The sequence below is a fragment of the Streptomyces coffeae genome, from assembly GCF_016741875.1.
Taxonomy (GTDB): Bacteria; Actinomycetota; Actinomycetes; order Streptomycetales; family Streptomycetaceae; genus Streptomyces; species Streptomyces coffeae.
Genome location: NZ_JAERRF010000164.1, coordinates 1 through 739, shown reverse-complemented (window position 1 = coordinate 739; position 739 = coordinate 1). Strand labels below are relative to the sequence as shown.

Sequence of the window (739 nt, the reverse complement as noted above, 5' to 3'; positions counted from 1 at the left end):
CTCGACAGCCTGATCGCTAGTCTCTCCGAGGATGGGCGGGGGCTGCGTATTGTGGATCAAATTACAGGTGGCCGGTGGGGGTTCCGCCCCTCAAAGGCAGGCATAAAAGCCGCCTGGATGGTGATCTCTGCCCCCTAAAGGGGTGATTCCGCGTCTTTGAGATGTCGGCTTGTGTAGCGGTCCTACTGTCGGGTCTTGGGATTCTGGGGTTGCGTCCTAGCCCTGCGAGCGGACGCCGGGGCCTGATTAACATCCGTTCGGCGGCAGGAATCATTCCCATTTAGGCATCGACGAACAGGCATTCATTAGATCGAGTGATCCGATGCGTCGTTTAGTTGACGTCCCGTAGGGAACGTCAAGCACGCAATCATGTGTAGTCTCGACTGCCTTCGGAGGGTGGTGGAAGTGGCAGGTGAAGGTGCATAGGCGTGTGAGACTTGTCTGGGTGTGCATCCCGATCGTTGGAGCGCTAATGGGCGGCTGCTCGGAGAATCCGTCGGATGATGCCAAGCCCGTAATGAAGCGTTCAGCGTCGGGCTCATCACAGGATTCGGAAGTTCATCGTCATCCGGAGGCGTTGGGCGCCTACCGGGCTATGTGGATCGATCTCACCGCAGCGGCTGTGACATCAGACCCGAAGCATAGGCGCCTGGATGACCACGCGACCGGAGGGGCGTTGCAACTCCTGCGTTACATGATGAAGCAGGATCGGCAGGATGGGGTCATCACGAAGGGGCGG

General features: G+C 58.9%; 1 pseudogene. It reads left to right on the top strand.

Annotated elements, in window-relative coordinates:
• Positions 1–430: 430 nt before the first annotated feature.
• Positions 431–739, top strand: a pseudogene (locus tag JK363_RS42005) (hypothetical protein); the annotation flags it as partial.